This is a genomic window from Plebeiibacterium sediminum (assembly GCF_026013605.1).
Classification (GTDB): Bacteria; Bacteroidota; Bacteroidia; order Bacteroidales; family Marinilabiliaceae; genus Saccharicrinis; species Saccharicrinis sediminus.
Genome location: NZ_JAPDPJ010000054.1, coordinates 13,468 through 34,140 on the forward strand (window position 1 = coordinate 13,468; position 20,673 = coordinate 34,140).

The 20,673-nt window shown below is 34.0% G+C and carries 23 protein-coding genes; 18 read left to right on the forward strand and 5 right to left on the reverse strand.

Annotation, left to right across the window (positions count from 1 at the left end):
- Positions 1–7 precede the first annotated feature (7 nt).
- From uppS to murI, 6 genes are all read left to right on the forward strand, one after another.
- Complete coding sequence (uppS, locus tag OM075_RS18435; protein WP_301192016.1) at positions 8–751, forward strand: undecaprenyl pyrophosphate synthase; 744 nt, start codon at positions 8–10, stop codon at positions 749–751.
- 22 nt (positions 752–773) lie between these two features.
- The gene (locus OM075_RS18440; RefSeq protein WP_301192017.1) at positions 774–3,398 is read left to right on the forward strand and encodes a BamA/OMP85 family outer membrane protein; all 2,625 of its coding nucleotides are present in this window, start codon (positions 774–776) and stop codon (positions 3,396–3,398) included.
- Positions 3,399–3,462: 64 nt separating this feature from the next.
- Entirely contained in the window at positions 3,463–3,975 is a 513-nt protein-coding gene (locus OM075_RS18445; RefSeq protein ID WP_301192018.1) for an OmpH/Skp family outer membrane protein, read from the forward strand.
- A 117-nt stretch (positions 3,976–4,092) separates the two neighbouring features.
- Complete coding sequence (locus OM075_RS18450; RefSeq protein ID WP_301192019.1) at positions 4,093–4,614, forward strand: OmpH/Skp family outer membrane protein; 522 nt, start codon at positions 4,093–4,095, stop codon at positions 4,612–4,614.
- 29 nt (positions 4,615–4,643) lie between these two features.
- Positions 4,644–5,156: an OmpH/Skp family outer membrane protein gene (locus OM075_RS18455; RefSeq protein WP_301192020.1), complete on the forward strand. Its 513-nt coding sequence runs from the start codon at positions 4,644–4,646 to the stop codon at positions 5,154–5,156.
- 65 nt (positions 5,157–5,221) lie between these two features.
- Positions 5,222–6,049, forward strand: a complete 828-nt coding sequence (gene murI / locus OM075_RS18460; protein ID WP_301192021.1) for a glutamate racemase — start codon at positions 5,222–5,224, stop codon at positions 6,047–6,049.
- A 58-nt stretch (positions 6,050–6,107) separates the two neighbouring features.
- On the opposite strand, the gene OM075_RS18465 is transcribed toward murI, so the two are convergent.
- A complete protein-coding gene (locus tag OM075_RS18465; RefSeq protein ID WP_301192022.1) occupies positions 6,108–7,094 on the reverse strand; it encodes a type I phosphomannose isomerase catalytic subunit in 987 nt (328 codons plus the stop codon).
- A 119-nt stretch (positions 7,095–7,213) separates the two neighbouring features.
- Between OM075_RS18465 and yihA the strand changes: the two genes are divergently transcribed.
- From yihA to OM075_RS18495, 6 genes are all read left to right on the forward strand, one after another.
- Positions 7,214–7,810: a ribosome biogenesis GTP-binding protein YihA/YsxC gene (gene yihA / locus OM075_RS18470; protein WP_301192023.1), complete on the forward strand. Its 597-nt coding sequence runs from the start codon at positions 7,214–7,216 to the stop codon at positions 7,808–7,810.
- 135 nt (positions 7,811–7,945) lie between these two features.
- On the forward strand, positions 7,946–8,884 hold the full coding sequence (locus OM075_RS18475; RefSeq protein WP_301192024.1) for a ribose-phosphate pyrophosphokinase: 939 nt from the start codon (positions 7,946–7,948) through the stop codon (positions 8,882–8,884).
- 99 nt (positions 8,885–8,983) lie between these two features.
- On the forward strand, positions 8,984–9,556 hold the full coding sequence (locus OM075_RS18480) for a 50S ribosomal protein L25/general stress protein Ctc (protein WP_301192025.1): 573 nt from the start codon (positions 8,984–8,986) through the stop codon (positions 9,554–9,556).
- 85 nt (positions 9,557–9,641) lie between these two features.
- Positions 9,642–10,256 carry an aminoacyl-tRNA hydrolase gene (gene pth, locus OM075_RS18485; RefSeq protein ID WP_301192026.1) on the forward strand — a complete coding sequence of 205 codons (615 nt, stop codon included), beginning with the start codon at positions 9,642–9,644 and terminating at the stop codon, positions 10,254–10,256.
- A 5-nt stretch (positions 10,257–10,261) separates the two neighbouring features.
- Positions 10,262–10,654 (forward strand): RNA-binding S4 domain-containing protein, encoded by a 393-nt coding sequence (locus OM075_RS18490; RefSeq protein WP_301192027.1) that lies wholly within the window; start codon positions 10,262–10,264, stop codon positions 10,652–10,654.
- Between the two features lie 48 nt (positions 10,655–10,702).
- On the forward strand, positions 10,703–11,269 hold the full coding sequence (locus OM075_RS18495) for a DUF4924 family protein (RefSeq protein WP_301192028.1): 567 nt from the start codon (positions 10,703–10,705) through the stop codon (positions 11,267–11,269).
- 144 nt (positions 11,270–11,413) lie between these two features.
- Here OM075_RS18495 and OM075_RS18500 read toward each other — a convergent pair whose 3' ends face one another.
- Positions 11,414–12,943 (reverse strand): Rne/Rng family ribonuclease, encoded by a 1,530-nt coding sequence (locus OM075_RS18500; protein WP_301192029.1) that lies wholly within the window; start codon positions 12,941–12,943, stop codon positions 11,414–11,416.
- 269 nt (positions 12,944–13,212) lie between these two features.
- The gene (locus OM075_RS18505) at positions 13,213–13,497 is read right to left on the reverse strand and encodes an HU family DNA-binding protein (protein WP_301192030.1); all 285 of its coding nucleotides are present in this window, start codon (positions 13,495–13,497) and stop codon (positions 13,213–13,215) included.
- Between the two features lie 122 nt (positions 13,498–13,619).
- Here OM075_RS18505 and mutY point away from each other — a divergent pair, with 122 nt between their 5' ends.
- The 6 genes from mutY to OM075_RS18535 all read left to right on the forward strand — a co-directional run bounded on the left by mutY (position 13,620) and on the right by OM075_RS18535 (position 18,580).
- Positions 13,620–14,663, forward strand: coding sequence for an A/G-specific adenine glycosylase (gene mutY / locus OM075_RS18510; RefSeq protein WP_301192031.1), 1,044 nt, complete (start codon positions 13,620–13,622; stop codon positions 14,661–14,663).
- A gap of 99 nt (positions 14,664–14,762) precedes the next feature.
- Positions 14,763–15,248, forward strand: coding sequence for a single-stranded DNA-binding protein (locus tag OM075_RS18515; RefSeq protein ID WP_301192032.1), 486 nt, complete (start codon positions 14,763–14,765; stop codon positions 15,246–15,248).
- 23 nt (positions 15,249–15,271) lie between these two features.
- Positions 15,272–16,603 (forward strand): gliding motility-associated protein GldE, encoded by a 1,332-nt coding sequence (gene gldE, locus OM075_RS18520; protein ID WP_301192033.1) that lies wholly within the window; start codon positions 15,272–15,274, stop codon positions 16,601–16,603.
- A gap of 7 nt (positions 16,604–16,610) precedes the next feature.
- Positions 16,611–17,213, forward strand: coding sequence for a gliding motility lipoprotein GldD (gene gldD / locus OM075_RS18525; protein ID WP_301192034.1), 603 nt, complete (start codon positions 16,611–16,613; stop codon positions 17,211–17,213).
- Positions 17,213–17,839 (forward strand): 4'-phosphopantetheinyl transferase family protein, encoded by a 627-nt coding sequence (locus OM075_RS18530; RefSeq protein ID WP_301192035.1) that lies wholly within the window; start codon positions 17,213–17,215, stop codon positions 17,837–17,839. Before gldD ends, OM075_RS18530 begins: the two co-directional genes overlap by 1 nt.
- A 9-nt stretch (positions 17,840–17,848) precedes the next feature.
- On the forward strand, positions 17,849–18,580 hold the full coding sequence (locus OM075_RS18535; protein ID WP_301192036.1) for a phosphoglycerol geranylgeranyltransferase: 732 nt from the start codon (positions 17,849–17,851) through the stop codon (positions 18,578–18,580).
- Positions 18,581–18,618: 38 nt separating this feature from the next.
- Here the strand turns inward: OM075_RS18535 and OM075_RS18540 are convergent, their stop codons facing one another.
- Together OM075_RS18540 and OM075_RS18545 are read right to left on the reverse strand one after the other, a co-directional pair.
- On the reverse strand, positions 18,619–20,172 hold the full coding sequence (locus OM075_RS18540) for an alkaline phosphatase family protein (protein ID WP_301192037.1): 1,554 nt from the start codon (positions 20,170–20,172) through the stop codon (positions 18,619–18,621).
- A gap of 135 nt (positions 20,173–20,307) precedes the next feature.
- Positions 20,308–20,670 (reverse strand): DUF190 domain-containing protein, encoded by a 363-nt coding sequence (locus OM075_RS18545; RefSeq protein ID WP_301192038.1) that lies wholly within the window; start codon positions 20,668–20,670, stop codon positions 20,308–20,310.
- Positions 20,671–20,673: the final 3 nt, after the last annotated feature.

The following is a 20,673-nucleotide window of genomic DNA, read 5'->3' on the forward strand; positions in this document are numbered from 1 at the left end:
AATTAATATGTCAGTAAAAGACCAACTGATAAAAGACAAATTACCGCAGCATATTGCCATTATCATGGATGGTAACGGACGATGGGCAAAAAAGCGGGGCAATTCAAGAGTATTTGGACATAAGAATGGAGTTAGGGCTGTTCGTGCAGTTACTGAGGCTGCGGCTGAATTGCAGATCGGCTATGTAACCTTATATGCATTCTCAACAGAAAACTGGAATCGACCAAAGCTTGAAGTGGATGCTTTAATGTCATTGTTGGTTTCTACAATTAGCTCCGAAACAAAAACATTAATGGAAAATAATGTCAGATTAGGAGTTATTGGTTGTATAGATAATCTCCCAAAGGACGTTCGAAGAAAGTTAATGCAGTGTATTGAAGATACGTCAAATAATACCGGACTTACATTAAATCTGGCTTTAAGTTATAGTTCTCGTTGGGAAATGACAGAAGCTGTTAAGAAAATAGCACTATCAGTAAAAAATAATGAAATTGAACCAGAGGATATTTCACCTGAGATGATTTCAAATAATCTTACAACCTCCGGTATGCCTGATCCTGAATTAATGATCAGAACCAGTGGTGAATTAAGAATTAGTAATTTCTTACTATGGCAATTAGCATATGCAGAGTTGTATTTCTGTGATACGCTTTGGCCGGATTTTGGTAAGGAAGATTTTTATTTGGCTCTTTCAGATTATCAGAATAGAGAAAGAAGGTTTGGAAAAACCAGTGAACAGTTAAAGAAATAGAACTTATATATTAAAATATAGCATGCTGAAAAAGTTTACCTTTTATATAATCCTGATTACCCTATTACCTACTTTTGTTTTTGCACAGTCAGATGCTGACGTACCTACAATAAGTTATACAGGCTCACCCAGAAATTATGAAATTGCGGATATTGAAGTTTCAGGTATTCAAAATTACGATCCCAAAATTCTTGTGAACTTATCAGGATTAAGAGTTGGACAACGAATTAATGTTCCAGGTGATGAAATTTCTGAAGCAATCAGAAAGTATTGGCAGCATGGGCTTTTTTCAGATGTTAAAGTAGAGGCAAAGAAAATAGAAAATGGAAAAATCTGGCTTGAGATTCTACTTCAGGAAAGACCTCGATTATCAGAAATTAATTATTACGGATTAAAAAAATCTGAAATAGAAACAGTTGAGGAAAAGGTAGCCATGATGAAAGGTAGTCAGGTTACACCTTACTTTATTACCCGAGCTGAAAAATATATTACAAAGTATTTTGTAGATAAAGGTTTTTATAATACCGAAGTAAGGGTTGTTCAAAAAGATGATACACTACAGAACAATCATGTATATTTAGATATTACAGTTGATAAAAAAGAAAAAGTAAAAGTTAACTCATTAGATTTTCTTGGTAACGATGTTCTTTCGGATATGAAACTGAACAGAACAATGAAAAAAACCAATGAGAAAGGAAAAATCTTAAACTTTTTCAGAACAAAGAAATTTATTGAAGAAACTTATCAGGAGGATTTACAAGCTGTAATAGATAAGTACAACGAAAAAGGTTATCGTGATATGATTATTGAATATGATTCAATATCTAAAAATGATAACAATACTGTTGATATCAATATTAAAATTGATGAAGGTAGAAAGTATTATTTTGGTAATATTACATGGATAGGTAATAGTATTTATCCTTCAGATTATTTGAGTGCTGTATTAAGAGTTGGTAAAGGGGATGTTTTTAATCAAAAACAACTGGATGAAAGATTGTTCCAGGATGATGATGCGGTACACAATCTTTATATGGATAATGGATATTTATTCTCAAACATTACACCAGTAGAGTTAAAAGTATATGGCGATACCATTGATCTTGAAATGCGTATCTTTGAAGGAAAGCAGGCTACAATTAATAATATTGTAATTAAAGGAAATACTAAGACTCACGAACATGTAGTGCGTCGTGAAATTAGAACCAAGCCGGGTGAGTTATTTAGTAAGTCAGAATTAATACGTACTATTCGAGAGCTATCGCAATTAGGGCATTTTGACCCGGAAAATATTACCCCGGATGTAAATCCAAATCCTGAAGAAGGAACAGTAGATTTAGTTTACAATCTTACAGAAAAGGCTAATGACCAAATTGAATTATCAGGAGGTTGGGGAGCTGGTATGTTTGTAGGTTCTTTAGGTCTTAAATTCTCAAACTTTTCTGTTAGAAACATACTTAATAAGGAAGCGTGGAGACCATTACCAACAGGTGACGGACAAACATTATCTTTAAGAGCTCAAACTAATGGTAAATTTTATCAGTCATATAGTTTATCTTTTACAGAGCCTTGGTTAGGAGGTAAAAAACCAAATTCATTTACTTTCTCATTATACCGATCTGTTCAAACAGGAGTTTCAAGAAACTACGGATATAACCCATATAGTTCAGGTTATGGCTATGGTGGTTACGGAGGCTATGGTGGTTATGGTGGCTACGGAGGTTATGGTGGCTATGGTCGTGTGAATACAAAACAGTTTATGAAAATTACTGGTATGTCAGTAGGTTTTGGTAAGAGACTTACATGGCCGGATGACTTCTTTTCATTCTATAGTGAGTTGAGTTATCAGTATTATCACTTAAGTGACTGGAATTATTTTATTATGCAGAATGGTGTTTCACAGAACTTAAATTTCAAATTTATTTTCTCTCGTAACTCTATTAATAACCCACTTTACCCACGTAGAGGATCTAACTTCTCAATTGGTTTAGAGTTTACTCCTCCTTATTCTGCATTTACAGATAAGAATTATGAAAACTTATATGAAACATCATTAAACTATAGTGATGCTGATGCTCAGGAAAAAGCAGAAGAAGAATTATATGAGTTAATAGAATATCATAAATGGACCACTTCAGGAACTGTTTACTCACCACTTGACAAAGGAGAAAAATTGGTGTTAATGGGTAAATATGAAATGGGATTCCTTGGTTATTATAATGAATATGTTCGTTCACCGTTTGAGAAGTTCGTTGTTGGTGGAGACGGAATGTCAGGATATAGTATGTATGGTAGCCAGACAGTAGGATTAAGAGGTTACGAAAACTCTTCGTTAACACCTTACTCAAGAGGAAGTCAAAATGGTAACCTTTATAGTAAGCTTACTTTTGAAATGAGATATCCATTAACATTACAACCATCTGCACAAGTTTATGCATTAGCATTCCTTGAAGCAGGTAATGCCTGGGCTGAGTTTAAAGAGTTTAATCCATACAGTTTAAAAAGATCTGCCGGAGTTGGTGTTAGAATTTTCTTACCTATCTTTGGATTAATGGGAATTGACTGGGGATATGGTTTTGATGAAATAGCGAATCAACCAGGAGCTAATGGAAGTCAATTCCACTTTGTTATCGGACAACAATTTTAATGTGGTTTAATTTTTGTGATTGGACTGTTCGACAAAGATTATTGTATACCTAAAAGGAAAGAAGATGAAGAAAATATTTATTTTATCACTTGTACTTGGGCTTGGATTATTTGCCAATGCTCAAAAGTATGCTTTCGTCGACACAGAGTATATTTTAAAAAATATTCCTGCTTACGAAGCAGCCAATGAACAATTAAATCAGGCATCATTAAACTGGCAAAAGGAAATTGAAGCAGTATATGCTGAAGTTGAAACAATGTATCAGAATTATCAGACTGAAAGTGTATTCTTATCCAATGAAATGAAAGTTAAAAAGGAGGAAGAGATTGTTCAGAAGGAGAAAGAAGCTCGTCAGTTGCAAACCCGATATTTTGGTCCGGAAGGTGAATTGGGTAAAAAAAGAGAGGCCCTGATAAAACCGATTCAGGATGATATTTATAATGCCATTAGAGAATTAGTTGATGAAGAAGGATATGCTGCAATATTTGATAAAGCATCAGGTGGAGTGGTTCTTTTTTCTGATGCAAAATATGATATGAGCGATTTAGTTTTAGAAAAACTAGGATATAAAAAGTAAAGTATTTATTAGCCAAGTTGGTTCAATTTAAGTCAATTTAATACTTATGTAATACTTGATGTTTTGTCACATGATAGAGGAGTCAGGTTAGAATCATTTGAAATTTGAAGAAAAATTATGAATTTAATTAAAAATCTTATTGTTGGATTGGTACTTATGACAGCCACTGTTGCTTCTGCCCAATCCGGGTTAAAGTTTGGTCATGTGAACACTCAGGAAATATTAAGTGTTATGCCCGAATTAAAAACCATAGATGAGCAGTTGCAAGCTGAGTACACTCAGTTGGAAACTCAGCTTACAGATATGCAACAAACTTTAAAAGGGTTACAGCAAGAGTATATACAAAAAATGCAAGCTAATACATTAGCACCTGAAGAAAGAAGTTCTTTGGAAACTCAAATTCAGGAAATGAATAACAAAGTGCAGACTTTTTATCAACAGTCACAACAGTCGCTACAACAAAAGGAGCAAGAGTTAAAAACTCCTGTTTTTGAGAAAGTGACTAATGCAATTAAGGATGTTGGTGCAGAAAATGGTTTTTTGTATATATTTGAAGAAATTGGTGGTTTAACAGTGTATAAGTCTCAAAAAAGTGTAGATGTTGCACCTCTTGTTAAAGCTAAATTAGGAATCCAATAAAATTAGGAATAATTAAAAATTGAATTATAATGAAATCTATAAAGTTATTATTAGTTGTTGTTACCATTTTAGTTAGTTCAAGTGCATTTGCTCAGGACTTAAAGTTTGGTCACGTTAATATTCAAAAATTAGTTGCTGAATTACCAGCAAAACTAGAAGCAGATAAAACATTACAACAAGAGGCTCAAAAATTAGAGTCGAACCTTAAAGTAATGAACGAAGAGCTTGAGGCAAAGTATACAGATTATATGGAAAAGAGAGATACTTTACCAGAGTTAATCCGTGCTACAAAAGAAAAAGAGCTTCAGGAAATTAATAGCAGATTACAAAATTTCCAGGCAATGGCCTCTCAGGATTTACAAAAAAAGGAGCAAGTACTTTTACAGCCAATCATTGAAGCGGTGCAAAAAGCAATTGATGAAGTAGGTGCTGAAAATGGATTTATCTATATTTTTGATGTTAGTTCAAGAGTAGTGGTTTACCACTCAGAAAAAAGTGTAGATGTTGAAGAATTGGTTAAAGCAAAATTGGCAACTCTTTAATAGATTATAACAAACTTATTATATTTGAGGATGACTAATATTAGTCATCCTTTTTTGTTTTTATTATGAGTGATAATATTGGACCAATCGCAGTTTTCGATTCAGGGTATGGAGGTTTAACTGTGCTGGATAAATTAAGAAAACAAATGCCTGAGTATGATTTTTTGTATCTCGGGGATAATGCCAGAACTCCCTATGGAACCAGATCCTTTGATATAGTGTATGAATATACATTGCAGGCAGTTAAAAAATTGTTTTCTATGGGATGTCATTTAGTTATTTTGGCTTGTAATACAGCATCTGCAAAAGCACTTCGCAATATTCAACAAAAGGATTTACCACTAATAGCACCAGAAAAACGGGTCTTAGGCGTAATTCGTCCTAGCGCTGAGGCGGTAGCAAACTATACAAAAACAAATAAAGTTGGTGTTTTAGGAACTATTGGAACCGTTCAGTCATTATCATATCCTATTGAACTAAAAAAGCAAAATGAAGCTCTCGAAGTATTCCAGGAAGCTTGTCCAATGTGGGTTCCTCTAGTCGAAAATGGCGAAGGAGAGAATGAAGGTGCGGACTATTTTATAAAAAAGAATGTTCATCAATTGATGAATCAAGATAGAGATATTGATACCGTAATATTAGGTTGCACGCATTATCCATTGTTACTAAACAAAATTGAGCAATATCTACCCAGTAATGTATGTGTTATTTCTCAAGGTGATATTGTCGCTTCAAGCTTAAAAGACTATTTAAAACGTCATCCAGAGATGGATATTAAATGTAGTAAAGGTGGAATTACTCAGTTTTATACAACAGAAAATGTTGAGAAGTTTAAGCAAACAGCTGGTTATTTTTTAAATGAAGAGATTAGTGTAAATAGCTTACATCTATAAAAGTAAAATGGTTTATCATTAATCCTTTTAAATAATGATAAACCATTTTTTTAGTGGCTTAAAGCTTTATATATACTTCTAATAATTTACAGCTATTATCAGGTGTAATTTCAATAGATTGAATACTGGCAGGCACAAGTATTGTTTCACCTTTTTTAATGGATTCTTTAGTGCCATTTTCGCAAATTATAGTTGCAGAACCTTCAGTACACATGTATACAACAAAAGAATTAAGCAGATATACATCTCTTAATAATGTTTCAGTCAGGTTTAAAAAATTTGTTACAAAGTATTCGCAAGCAGCGATATTTACTGTTTCGTTCAGGTCATTTTTATCGTAGCTAATTTTGTCGTTGGTACTTTTGTAATCTATTACGTCCAATGCTAAATCAGTATGTAATTCCCGTTCTTTTCCGGAAGCATCTTTTCGGTTGTAATCATAAATTCTATAGGTAACATCAGATGTTTGCTGAATTTCTGCCAAAAGAATACCTGCTCCAATGGCATGTATTTCGCCAGCAGGAATAAAAAATGCATCTTCACGCTCAACTTTATGCGATTTTAATAACGAAGTAATTTCATTCTTCTTAAACGCTTCCAGATACTGTTCCTTACTTGATGGTTCGTTAAATCCTGAAATTAACTGGCTGCCTTGTTCTGCATCAATAACATACCACATTTCAGTTTTGCCGTATGCATTATGGCGCTCTCTTGCGATATTATCGTTGGGATGTACCTGTATAGAAAGATCCTGAGTAGCATCAATAAATTTAAATAGCAAAGGAAACTCCTTATCGAATTTATTAAAAACAGGATCGCCCACGATTTCTCCCATATATATTTCTATTATCTCTTCCAGTGAATTTCCTTCCAGAAATCCGTTTGAGACAACAGAAACATCTCCTTGAACACCCGATAATTCCCAGGATTCACCAATGTTATCCTCGTTGCTTTCTTTGTTCAGGATAGTTCTGAGTTTGTTTCCGCCCCAAATGGTATTCTTTAATATGGGTTTAAATTTTAAAGGGTATAATGAAGTATTCATAATTGCCAGATTTTATCATTTAAGTTGATAAAGGTACAAAATCAATACTTCAGGCCATATATTGCCTGTATTAAATGCTGATTTTATTATAACAAAATGTAACTTTGCACAAAAAACTGATGGAAATTAAACAAGCAGAATTTCTTACTTCAAGTGCAAAACCTGCTCAATGTCCTAAACCTGATAAACCTGAATACGCATTTATCGGAAGATCTAACGTTGGAAAATCTTCTTTGATTAATATGCTGTGTAATCGGAATTCACTGGCTAAAACTTCTTCTACTCCAGGAAAAACACAGTTAATAAATCATTTTGTTATTAATGATGATTGGTATTTGGTTGACTTACCCGGATATGGTTATGCAAAAGTATCGAAAACCCAAAGGAAAGAATTTAAGTTAATCATTGATGGCTATTTAAGACATAGATCTAACCTGATGTGCTTGTTTATTTTGATTGATATCAGACATAAACCGCAAAAGGTAGATTTAGAGTTTATGTTTCAAATGGGTAACTGGGGTATTCCTTTTGTTATTGTATTTACAAAATCTGATAAGCTTAAACCTGAAGAAATTGAAAAAAATACAACCGACTATAAAAATGCTCTTTTGGAGGATTGGGATGAATTACCTCAGTATTTTGTGTCATCTGCAGTAAAAAAAGAGGGGCAGGAAGAGATTTTATCTTTTATTGATGAAGTAAATAAAAGTTGGTAAGAGTTCATCTTACTTAAAGAAATTTCTAACTATAAGGAAACAATTTAAATAGCGCGCTGTGGCAGTTATAACAATGATGATTTTTATATCTTTGCAGCGTCTTAAAAATAATTAATAGAAAAACAACAATTTGCGATGCCACCAAAAGCACCCATTAAAATTTTTTCGGGAACATCTAGCCGTTATTTGACCGAGAAAATAAGTCATTATTCCGGTAGGGATTTGGGAAATATTAAAAAGTTGAACTTCAGTGACGGCGAGTTTGCCGTGGGTTTTCAGGAGACAATCAGGGGGTCTCATGTATTCCTGATTCAATCAACATTTCCGCCAGCAGATAATTTGTTGGAGTTATTAATGATGATTGATGCAGCCAAAAGAGCTTCGGCATATAAAATTGTTGCCGTGATACCGTATTTTGGTCTTGCTCGTCAGGATAGAAAAGATCAACCCCGTGTATCTATCGGGGCTAAATTAGCCGCTGATATGCTTACTGCAGCAGGAATTGACAGGTTAATTACAATGGACCTTCATGCAGATCAAATTCAGGGATTTTTTGATCTTCCGGTTGATCACCTGTATGCGTCTTCTATTTTCTTACCACATATCAAGAGTATGAATCTTGATGATTTGGTAATAGCTTCACCAGATGTGGGTGGTAGTAAAAGAGCAAGTACTTATTCTAAATTTCTTGGTACACCTATGGTAATCTGTCATAAATCAAGGGCAAAAGCCAACGTGGTAAGCGAAATGAGAATAATTGGAGATGTTAAGGATAAAAATGTGATCATTGTAGATGATATGATTGATACAGCTGGAACCTTAACAAAAGCTGCCGATATGATGATGGAAGAAGGAGCAAAAAGTGTAAGAGCAATTGCTACACACCCTGTTCTTTCAGGTTCTGCATATGAAAATATCGAAAACTCTTCATTAGAAGAATTATTTGTTACAGATTCTATTCCTTTAAAAAAGGAATCTAAAAAGATAAAAGTTCTTTCAATTGCTGAGTTATTGGCAGATACGATTGAAAAAGTTTATTATTATAAGTCAATTAGTAATCAATTTTTAATATAATTTGATTATCTTTGCAGCCGCCTTAGGGCAAATCGTGTGATGGGAAGTAAATGTTTCATTACTAATGATTTATTTTGAGTAGCACATAAAATTAAGAAAATGCAAAAGATTGAATTAAAAGGTTCAAAGAGAGAAGTTATTGGTAAAAAAGCTACCAAAGAACTTCGTAAAGAAGAAAAAGTACCTGGAGTACTTTATGGTGGAAATGAAGTAGTTCATTTCGCTATCGAAGAAAAGCAACTTAAAGCTTTAGTATATACACCACATGTATATATCGTTAAGTTAACAGTTGATGGAGTTGAAGTTGAAGCTATCTTACAAGACATTCAATTTCACCCAGTAAGTGATAGAATTCTTCATATTGATTTCTTACAAATCTTTGAAGATAAGCCTGTAGTTATTGAAATACCAGTTAAACTTGAAGGTTTTGCAGAAGGTGTTAAAGCAGGGGGTAGATTAACTCTTGAACAACGTAAATTACGTGTTAAAGGTTTACCAGCTAATTTACCAAATACATTAAATGTAAATATTGATGCACTTAAATTAGGTGACTCAATTCAAGTTGGAGCGTTAGCTTTTGATAACTTAGAATTATTAAATGCTAAGAACTCTACAGTTGCTGCAGTTAAGCTTACAAGAGCAGCTCGTGCAGCAGCACAGCAACAAAGCTAATTGTAATTTTATTACATATTGGGGCCTCCATATTTCTAATATGGAGGCTTTTGTATTTTATCCGTAAACCATTAATGCGGAAAATATGATTTTTAGGTTTTTATTTAAAAATAAAAAGGAAAAGATACCGGGCGAAATGAAGTATTTAGTTGTGGGATTAGGTAATATTGGAAGTGAGTATGTTGATACCAGACATAATATTGGTTTTAATGTTTTAGATGAGCTTGCGAAACAAGAGGATCTAAAATTTGAAAACCTAAGATATGGTGCTGTTGCAAATTATAAGTTTAAAGGAAAGAATTTAATCTTATTAAAGCCAAGTACATACATGAACCTAAGTGGAAAAGCAATTAGATATTGGATGCAGCAGGAGAAAATTCTGCCTGAGAATCTATTGGTTATAGTAGATGATTTAGCATTACCTTTCGGGTCAATTCGTATGCGGCAGAAAGGAAGTGATGCCGGACATAATGGATTAAAGAATATTCAAGAACTCTTTGGTCATAATAATTACAGTCGGATCAGGTTTGGTATAGGTGATAATTACTCCAGAGGAAAGCAGATCGATTATGTGTTGGGAAAATGGTCAGATGGTGAATTTGCAGAATTACCATTGTTAATTGATCATGCCATTAAGATGGTTAAGGGGTTTGTTACAATAGGCGCCTCCAGAACTATGAATGAATACAATAAAAAATAAGCTTTATGGATGAAGGTGTTCGTATTGATAAGTATTTGTGGGCCATTAGAGTGTTTAAAACCCGTAGTATAGCAGCAGAGGCAATAAAAAAGGGCAGGGTTATGATTGATGGACAGCCAGTAAAAAACTCCAGGGTAGTAAAGGTTGGTATGACGATTAATGTAAAATTTCCACCTATTACCCGTTCATTTAAAGTTTTGGCTATTAGTGGTAAGCGAATGGGTGCAAAATTGGTTCCTGATTTTATGAAAGAAGTTACTACAGATGATCAAATAGAGTTAATGGAACTTACCCGGATGTCTAATGCAATGGGGAGACGAAAGGGACTTGGCAGACCCACTAAAAAAGAACGCAGAGAGCTTGATAAACTGGACGAAGTTGATGATTGGGACTTCTAATCATTACATTATATATTAGCGCTTAAAATAACAGATAACTGATACAGGATGATTGTAGCAAGAGAAAAAAGACAAAGTAATATTATTGAGTACATATTATATATGTGGCAAATTGAGGATTTAATAAGGGCTTATAAGTTCGATATTGAAGCTATTAAAACTGGTATTATCCCTCAATATAATATGTCGGGTGATTTGCTGCAGGAAACAATAGATTGGTATGATAACCTCATTGAAATGATGAAACTGGAGCAAATCCAGGAAAAAGGGCATTTACAGGTTATTTCTAATCTGGTTAATGACTTAAACAGGCTGCATGTACAATTGCTGAACGAATCTACTGAAGTCGCATATCGTCATATTTATAATGCAACCTTACCCTTTATTAAGGAATTTGATGAGAAAACAGGAAAGAGCTTAAGTAATGAGATCGAATTATGTCTTACAGGTATTTATAGTCAGTTTCTGCTAAGATTACAAGGTAAAGAGGTATCCAAAGGAACTCAGGAGGCCATTAAGTCTTTCAGTAATTATTTAGCCTTCTTAGGAGCTAAATTTCAGGAAGAACAAGAGGATGAAAAAACGAAAAATCTGGGAGATGTTTCTTTTAATTAAAGATATGTTTTATTGATATGAAACGAATCTTGAGTAGGTTTATCTCACAAAAGAAGATGATCCTATTTTGTGAGTTCCATCTGAGCTTAAAAAATAAAATATAAAAAGATGAAAAAGGGCTGTTCTTTTGAACAACCCTTTTTTTTATTCTTCTAAGATCTTGAACTCCAAAAAGCTTAAAGAGGCAGAAGGAATCAATTTCAGCCCAAATGAATATTTCATTTTCCATTTTAAAAATATGGATGGAAAACCTTTTTTCAAATAAGCTCCCAAATATGGGTGAACCTTCAGGGTCAATTTTCTTTTCTTTTGTCCTTCAACAGCTTTTCTAATGCTGTCTTCCAATTTCTCTTCCAGCAGGATGGCTGGTGCAATTTTGCCAGTACCAAAACAAGTTGGGCACGTTTCATTGGTCTCAATGGCTAATTCTGGTCGAACACGCTGACGAGTGATTTGCATTAATCCGAATTTACTAAGAGGAAGAATGTTATGTTTGGTTCTATCCGAGTTCATAGCTTCCTTCATTCGTTCATGCACCTTTTGTCGGTGTTCTGCTTTCTGCATATCAATAAAATCAACAACGATGATACCACCCATGTCTCTAAGTCGCAATTGGCGAGCAATTTCATCGGCAGCTGCAAGGTTTACCTCTAAGGCGTTGTTTTCCTGATTTGCAGCTGTTTTAGCTCTGTTGCCACTGTTCACATCAATTACATGTAGTGCTTCAGTGTGTTCAATAATAAGATATGCCCCGCTTTTGAATGATACGGTCTTTCCAAAAAGCGATTTAATTTGTTTTTCAATACCAAATTGATCAAATAAAGGAACGTCTCCTTTGAATTCTTTCACAATTTTTTCTCGATCGGGTGAAATTAAACCCACGTACTCTTTTACCTCTTTACACATTTCTTTATCAGAAATATAAATACTATTAAAAGAGGGACTCATAATATCCCTGAGAATGGCAGAGGTACGTCCAATCTCACCAATAACCAATGCTCTAGGTTTTAGGTTGAACAGCTTAGCTGTTGATTCATCCCAACGTCGACAAAGTGTTTTGAGTTCTTTATCTAGTTCAGCAACCCTCTTGCCTTCGGCTACAGTTCGAACGATAACTCCAAAATTTTTGGGTTTAATGCTTTGTAATAACTTTTTCAGTCTGTTTCTTTCTTCAGCAGATTTTATCTTTTGACTTACGGAAACTTTATCTGAGAAAGGCATTAAAACTAAGTTACGCCCTGCAATTGACAATTCGGAAGTTAACCTTGGCCCTTTTGTTGAAATGGGCTCTTTAGCTATTTGCACCAAAACTTCCTGACCTACGGAGAGAACTTCTGAAATGGTACCGTTTTTATCGATATCCGGATCGCATTTCATTTTGTGTAAGGCAACTCCTCCCTTTTTGGCAGTTTTGGTCATGTTGAGAAACTTTTTCAGTGTACGAAACTGGGGTCCAAGATCTAAGTAATGCAAAAAAGCATCTTTTTCGTAACCAACGTCCACAAAGGCAGCATTTAATCCAGGCATGATTTTTTTAACTCTTCCGAGATAAATATCACCCACTGTAAATTGAACGTTGCTTCGTTCGCGTCTTAGCTCAACTAACCTTCTGTCTTCGAGCAATGCTATTGAAAGCTCGTCGGGAGATACATCAACAAATAGTTCTGCACTCACTATAGTAGGTATTTACAATAAATTCTATTACACCTAATATACATTTATATCAGGTTTCAAACATGTACATAAAACAAAGAACAAACAAGAAGAAATAACTTCGAATGTTTGTTCTTTATAATCTTTTCTAAATAAAATGGTGAAGATTACTTCTTCTTTTTGTGCCTATTTTTTCTAAGCCTTTTCTTACGCTTATGCGTAGCCATCTTATGTCTTTTTCTTTTCTTTCCGCTTGGCATAATCCAACTTTTTTACTTATTAATATCCAGTTACTTAACGTTGTTCTTAACTTTTGTTACAAAAGTTTTAGAAGGCTTAAATGCTGGAATATAGTGTTTAGGAATGATGATTGTTGTGTTTTTTGAAATGTTACGAGCTGTTTTTTCTGCTCTTTCTTTAACGATAAAACTTCCAAATCCACGCAAATAAACATTCTTTCCTTTTACTAATGAACCTTTTATAGTATCCATAAAAGCTTCAATAGTTTTTTGTACTGTAACTTTTTCTATTCCAGTATTCTTAGAAATCTCGTTTACGATATCAGCCTTTGTCATATCTCTTTAAAATTATTTATATCAACTAATTACATTAATTTTCTAAAAATTCAGACTGCAAAGATATAACGATTTCGAAATAAAAAAAAACAAAAAGGTTATTTTTGATAAAAATTAATTCAATGTCAAGATTCAGTAGAGGCCTGATTGTGTGGTATAAACAGAATGAACGTGATCTTCCATGGCGTAAAACAAGCGATCCTTACAAGGTTTGGGTATCTGAAATTATACTTCAGCAAACCCGTGTAAATCAAGGATTAAATTACTATATCAACTTTGTAAATTGCTTTCCAACAGTGTTCGATTTGGCAAATGCAGCTGAAGATGAAGTGCTTAAGCAATGGGAAGGACTGGGGTATTATTCCAGGGCCAGAAATATGCATGCGGCGGCAAAAGAGGTTGCTTACAATTTGAAAGGTGAATTCCCAAATAACTATGATCAGTTGATCAAATTAAAAGGAATAGGACCATATACAGCAGCTGCAATTAGTTCTATTTGTTATAATGAACACCGAACTGTGGTGGATGGGAATGTATTCAGAGTATTGACGAGGATTTTTGGTATTGATACACCTATTAATAGCTCTAAAGGGAAAAAGGAAGTAGAAACGTTAGCTCACGAACTCAATGATGATGGAGATCATGGAACTTTTAATCAGGCATTGATGGAATTTGGTGCCATATATTGTACTCCAAAACTTCCGAAATGTAATGGTTGTATGTTTAAATTAGAGTGTGTTGCCTTAAAAACCGGTATGGTTGATAAGCTTCCGGTAAAAGAAAAAAAGCTAAAAATAAGACATCGGTTCCTGAACTTTCTATTTGTTATTGATCAAAACAATCAAACAATTATTCAAAGACGCAATGAAAATGATATTTGGAAAGGATTGTATCAATTTCCTCTAATAGAAACGAGTAAAGAAGAATCAGAAGAGATTGTTTTAAGCAATTGTAATTATGCATTTATTAAAGGAGCTACTATAAATTCTGTAAACAGCAGTAAGCATAAACTGACACATCAAACATTATATATTCGAATCATAAGTTTACAGGTGAAGTTTGATAATACTAATTTACCACCTGACTATCAGTTAATAAATTTCAATGATATAGGAGAATATGCATTACCTAAGCCACTGGATAATTTTTGTAAGCATATATTATAATGTACAATTTAATAAGCAATAATACTTATTCATGGTATATTTGTAAACGAATTTAAGTTTTGTATTTTTATCATTCTTAAAGAAAATTGAAAAAAGAATATGTCAGTAAATAAAGTAATTTTAATAGGAAACGTAGGAAAGGATCCTGAAATAAGATATTTTGAAAACGACAGAGCTGTAGCTAATTTTCCACTTGCTACAACAGAGCGTGGTTTTACAACTAGTTCCGGTCAGCAAATTCCTGACCGTACAGAATGGCACAATGTTGTAGTGTGGGGTGGTTTGGCAAAGGTTGTTGAAAGCTACGTTAAAAAAGGAACCCAGATTTTTATTGAGGGTAAACTTCGTACGAGATCGTGGGATGATAAAGATGGTAACAAGAGATATACCACAGAGGTTTATGCTGATAATATACAGTTGTTAGGCCGTAAGTCTGATAATCCAGGTAGCAACGGACCATCCAATACAATGGAACAACAGATGCCAAATCATAATTCTCCGATGAATCAGAATCAAATGCCTAATACAATGGGCCATGATGATATTCTTGGTGAATCTTCAGATCAGGATGATTTACCATTCTAAATATTCACTTAATCATTTTATTCTTGGAAACGGACCTGATTATTTCAAATATATTGCCATCAATGATGGCTGTTGAATTTTTGCCATTAACAATAGGAACATCAGTGGCAATATTTGCATTGTTTATTCTCCTGTGCTTTTCTGCATTGCTATCTGGATCAGAAGTAGCATACTTTTCATTAAGTCCTCAGGATATTAGTGAAATTGAAGAGATGAATAATAAGACGAGTAAAAAAATATTACAGCATCTAAAAAATCCGGAGCAGCTGTTAGCAACAATCCTTATAGGCAATAATTTTGTAAACGTAGGAATTGTAATTTTATCAGCATTTATTACCAATTCATTAGTGCATTTTGGTAAACCTGAATGGATTAAGTTTGTTGTTGAAGTAATTGGTATTACAGCAATAATTCTGTTTTTTGGTGAGATCTTACCAAAAGTTTATGCATCTAAATTCTCAAAACGTTTTGCTGAAGTGATGGCTTATCCCATCATGGTCATAAAAGGAGTTTTTAGTCCATTGAGTATACTACTAGTGAGTTCTTCAAATTTTGTAAACAGAAGGATTGCAAAAAAATCAACCATGATTTCGTTGGATGATATCTCACAGGCTCTCGAGTTAACCAGTGATGAAATTACAGATGAAAAAGATATTCTGGAAGGAATTGTGAAGTTTGGAAATATCAGTGCCGCAGAAATTATGACGCCCAGAATAGATGTAATTGACATTGATATTACCAGCAATTACAATAAAGTACTCTCTGTTATTATTGATTCCGGTTATAGTAGAATTCCGATTTTTGAAAATACCCCGGATAATGTTAAAGGTGTGCTTTATGTAAAAGATTTATTGCCATATTTAAATGAAGGTGAGAATTTTGATTGGCAACAATTAATGCGGGCACCATATTTTATTCCTGAAACCAAAAAGATAGATGATTTATTAGAGGAGTTTCAGTTGAATAAAGTTCACCTGGCAATTGTGGTTGATGAGTATGGAGGAACATCAGGAATTGTTTCTCTGGAAGATATTCTGGAGGAGATTGTTGGTGAAATAAGTGACGAAATGGATGATGAAGAATCACTTTATGCATTACAGCCTGATGGTAGTATATTATTTGAAGGCAAAACTTTATTGAATGACTTTTATAAAGTGACCGAGATCAGTGAAAATGTTTTTGATGGAATTAAAGGTGAGGCTGAAACCTTAGCCGGATTACTTTTAGAAATGAAAGGAGAGATACCGGATAAGAATGAAAAAATTAGTTTTGGTTCACATTCATTTACGGTTACATCTGTGGATTCCAGAAGAATTAAAAAAGTAAAATACGAACATAAAAAACAAAAATCATAAGTAAGCTATGCAATTTAAGATATTAATAAAAAGAGGTGTTACTTTGGCTATACTTATGTTATTGGTTTGGAGTTGTAAAAATACACCTACACCTAAACCAAGAGCGTATTTTAGAATTTCATTTCCTGAACATAAATATGATTCTCTAGAAAATAAATATCCTTACTTTTTTGAATATCCTCAATATACAAGAATCATACAGGATAAAGCTGTAAATGCTGAGCCTTATTGGATCAACATCGATTATCCTGCTTATAATGGTAAAATTCACCTGAGTTATAAGGTTGTTAAAAATAATTTGGCTGATATGCTGGAAGACAACAGAAAGTTAGCCTATAAGCACTCTATTAAAGCAGATGCAATTGGCGAAAAGCTTTTTATGGCTCCGGAAAAAAAAGTATATGGTATTTTGTACGATATAAAAGGAGATGCTGCATCTTCAATTCAGTTCTTTTTAACAGATAGTGTTCGTAATTTTCTTCGTGGTTCATTATATTTTAATGCCATTCCCAATAAAGATTCTTTAGCACCAGTGGTTGATTTTGTAAAAGAGGATATCATGCATATGATGGAAACCTTTGAGTGGAAATCTTTACCTAAAACAAAGTAATGCCTGTATATTTAAAAAAGGAAGAAGCTAATGGCGGGATATTAGCGGTATGGGAGATTACTGAATCTGTTGAAGAACTATTGCTGCAGTTGAATTTGAGTGGAGCAGAAATGGACAGGCTTAATTCCTTTAGGTTAGATAAGCGTAAATTAGAATTTTTGGCCACTCGATGTTTGTTAAAAGCATTACTTCAGAAAGATCCGGTAATAAGCTATCTGGATTCAGGAAGACCGGTTTTAGAGAATTCATCGTTTAATTTAAGCATTAGCCATACAAAAGGTTTTGCTGCAGTTGCATTGTCAGAAAGTGAGTTCTCAGGAGTGGATATTGAGCATCCCAGTGAACGAGTTATTAAAGTGTATGACAGGTTTGTTAGTGCAGATGAAAAAGCATTTATTCCAGAATCGCAACAGCTCCAATATTTTACATTATTATGGAGCTTGAAGGAAGCGATGTATAAAATCTTCGATGAAAAAAGTGTTATTTTCAATCGGGATCTGAAGTGTTATCCTTTCAAATTAAGCGAAGAAGGTGATATAAATGCATTGTTTTGTTTGAATAAAGAGGTTGAGTTGACCTATAAATATATTACTTCCAAAGATTTTTATTTGGTTTACCATTGTTAAGGTGTTTTTATGATTTTAGAATCAGTTTTAGATAAAAAGAAGGCGAACAAGAAAGTATTTTGTGTTCTTATTGATCCGGATAAGTTTCCGGAAGAGAACATTCTGAAGATTATTACTGCAATGGAAACCGCTGCTCCGGATCTTATTTTGGTAGGAGGGAGTTTGGTTACAAAGAAAACAGAAAGCACAGTTGATGTTTTAAAGAAACATCTGTCAATTCCTGTACTACTATTCCCCGGAAGCCTGTTACAACTTACAACTAATGCAGATGGAATATTATTTATTTCATTAATCTCAGGTCGTAATCCGGAACTTCTTATTGGTAATCATGTGGCTTCAGCTCCGGTTATTCGAAGTTCAGGTATGGAAGTGATTTCTACAGGTTATATATTAATTGATGGAGGTACAACTACCTCTGTTGAATATATGAGTCAAACAAAACCAATTCCGGCTCTAAAAACAGATATAGCCGTTGCAACAGCTATGGCAGGAGAGATGCTGGGACAAAAACTTATCTACCTTGAGGGTGGAAGTGGGGCGTTGAATCCGGTTCCGGTAGAAATGATTGAGGCGGTTAAGCAAAATATTTCTATTCCGCTGATTGTTGGAGGTGGGTTAAATACCAAGGAAAAAGTAAAAGCAGCCTGTGATGCAGGTGCTGATATTATTGTTGTTGGTAATGCTTTTGAAAAAGATCTATCCTTACTAAAGGAGTTTAAAGAAATAGTATCAGCATACTAGAACCTGAATTCAATATAAATCGAATTCAGGCCTGAATCTTAGTTCTTAAGGTCTATCTGTTTTATAATTTCGTTGATAGGCTTTCCTATGGCACCATTGGGTTTTGGTATTTCAAGAATTGTTGAAATAGTTGGTGCCACATCAATCATTTTTACCTTATCAACGATCTGAGCAGGATTGATGTTCCAGCCAAAAAATATCATTGGTATGGTGCATCGGTTTGATTTAAATGAGTGTTTCTGATTCTCTTTAATCTCTTCAATCCAACCGGGTTTAAGTGATACAAATAAATCGCCTGAACGACCAAAGTAATAGGATTTCTGCATCAGGCCATAAACTCCGTTTGTATAATTATTGGTTCTTAAATTAATGCCTGTTATGGTGTTTTGCACACCGGAAACTTCAAGTAAAAATCTGGCAGCTTTATCTTGTATCTCTTCAAAAGAAATATCCTTTTCTTTAATGAGTTCGTGATTTAAATAGAACTGCTTGTTTTCATAGCCTTTAACCCATTTCCCCTGGCCATAAATAGCCATTAAATATAAATTAAGCAGTGCCGATGTTTTTTGTCCGTTAAAATAACCAGTGCTAATATTATTGTTTTGCAATGTTTTTAAGCCCCAATTAATAGTAGGTGTAGATGTAAAGATGAATAAGGTTTGTTCCAGTCCTACATTGTCTTTTATAACTTGAATAAAGGATTCGATTTGCTCATCTAATCTTAATAACATGTCTTCCACTTCTGCATCAAAGAGCTCAATTTCGTCTTCAATAAATGGTTTGCATGTAAAATTAACAGAAAGAATATCCGTAAACTCATCTTTGCCCAGGTTTTCATTAATAACGAGAGAGGCAGCAAAATCTCGTATTAGATAATTTTCAAAAGGAGTTCCTGGTAATTTACTGTATGGCATCAAACTATGATCAGGAGCTTTTAAATCGTACATAAAATGCCTCATTTCCTTATCACCACCAGTAACAAACTCATTGTAGTTTCTAAGGTCAAAAGCCGGTCCCCATTGACGATTGATATACATATCCGCAAACTTCATTGAATTAAACTTCTGAACCCATTGTTGCAATGAATCTTTAGAAGAGCAAACCATTTTTCCTGTTGTTCTGTCGAACCAATATTGAGATGTTTGATCAGAATGCGAAAGGAAAGCAATGTCTTCAGGTGTAATTCCCACAGAGGCAACTTTTGATTTGCCCCGGTTCATGATTAACAGTTCATCAGCTATTGTGCTCGAAAGAATTTCAGAAGTGCTGAAATAGCCGGAATCCGGATGATTTACTGCATCGGCAGCATTAAATGAATAAGCCTTTGAAATGTTTGGTTGGTTTAAAGTATACCACTTGTCGCTGATAATACCATGCATACCAGGATAGGTGCCGGTATAAAAATTTGTAAGCTTGGTTCCCTTATAAGTGGTGGAAGTTTCATAATCAGAGTTGTGAAAGAAGGTACCTCTTTCAATAATCTGATTAAATCCGTGTTTCGTAAATTTATTCTTGAATTTTAAGAGATGCTCGGTTTGTAATTCATCGATATTAACAAAAACAACCAGTTTAGGAACTTTTGTTTTGATCATATTTTGTGAATACACAGGTAACAGGGCAAGTATAAGGATTGCCAGAGCTATAAATTTTCGGCATAGTTGTTTCATAGTGCCAAAATAAATAGCATTTAACAACATCTCCAAATAAAACTGATATATCTTAAAGCACTAATATACTTTTGCTTTTTCGTGTTTACGATAGGCTACAATATCAACATCCTCAATATAAATAATTCCGGCTCCATCTGCTTTTTCCAGAAGTCCTGCAACAACTTTTGAAAAATCTTCAATGCGTTCCTGTTTATCTACAATTTCAATTATAATAGGAGGTTCGTGCGAAATGTCAAATGCTTTTGATGAATCGGCCAGTCCGTTTGCTCCATATCCCATAAAGCCTTTTGTTACGGTGGTTCCTGCCAGAGTGTATTTTTTGGCTGCAAAAACTATGGCCTCATATAATGAACGTTGATATACCTTATCTGCCTCTGGAATAATAATCTTCAGTTTCTTCCCTTTTCCCTCTATATTCATAAT